Below are 240 nucleotides of genomic sequence, written 5' to 3'. Positions count from 1 at the left end.
TAGTGGTTTTCCAGCTAAATTTCTTTCTCTGATAGATGATGTCACTCGCTTCGCCACGCTTACAATCTGCGATTTTAACAGGGCGTACACGTTTTGTCCCAGCTTTGGTTTCATAAGGAACAGACCACGTTTTCCCGTCTTTGTGCTGGCGGATGATTTTGCGGATACTGGTTTTATGCTTGTTGGCAATCGTCTTTAAGCAGCTATACTCCATGAGATAGCAGAAGTAGTCCAGCGTGT

At 44.6% G+C, this 240-nt stretch carries 1 protein-coding gene; it reads right to left on the bottom strand.

Annotated elements, in window-relative coordinates:
* A partial coding sequence (locus tag CLOSYM_RS22675) for a group II intron reverse transcriptase/maturase (RefSeq protein ID WP_021640554.1) occupies positions 1 to 240 on the bottom strand: 240 nt, incomplete at both ends.

Source organism: [Clostridium] symbiosum ATCC 14940 (assembly GCF_000466485.1).
GTDB classification, from domain to species: Bacteria; Bacillota; Clostridia; order Lachnospirales; family Lachnospiraceae; genus Otoolea; species Otoolea symbiosa.
This window is presented reverse-complemented; position numbering and strand designations above follow the sequence as displayed.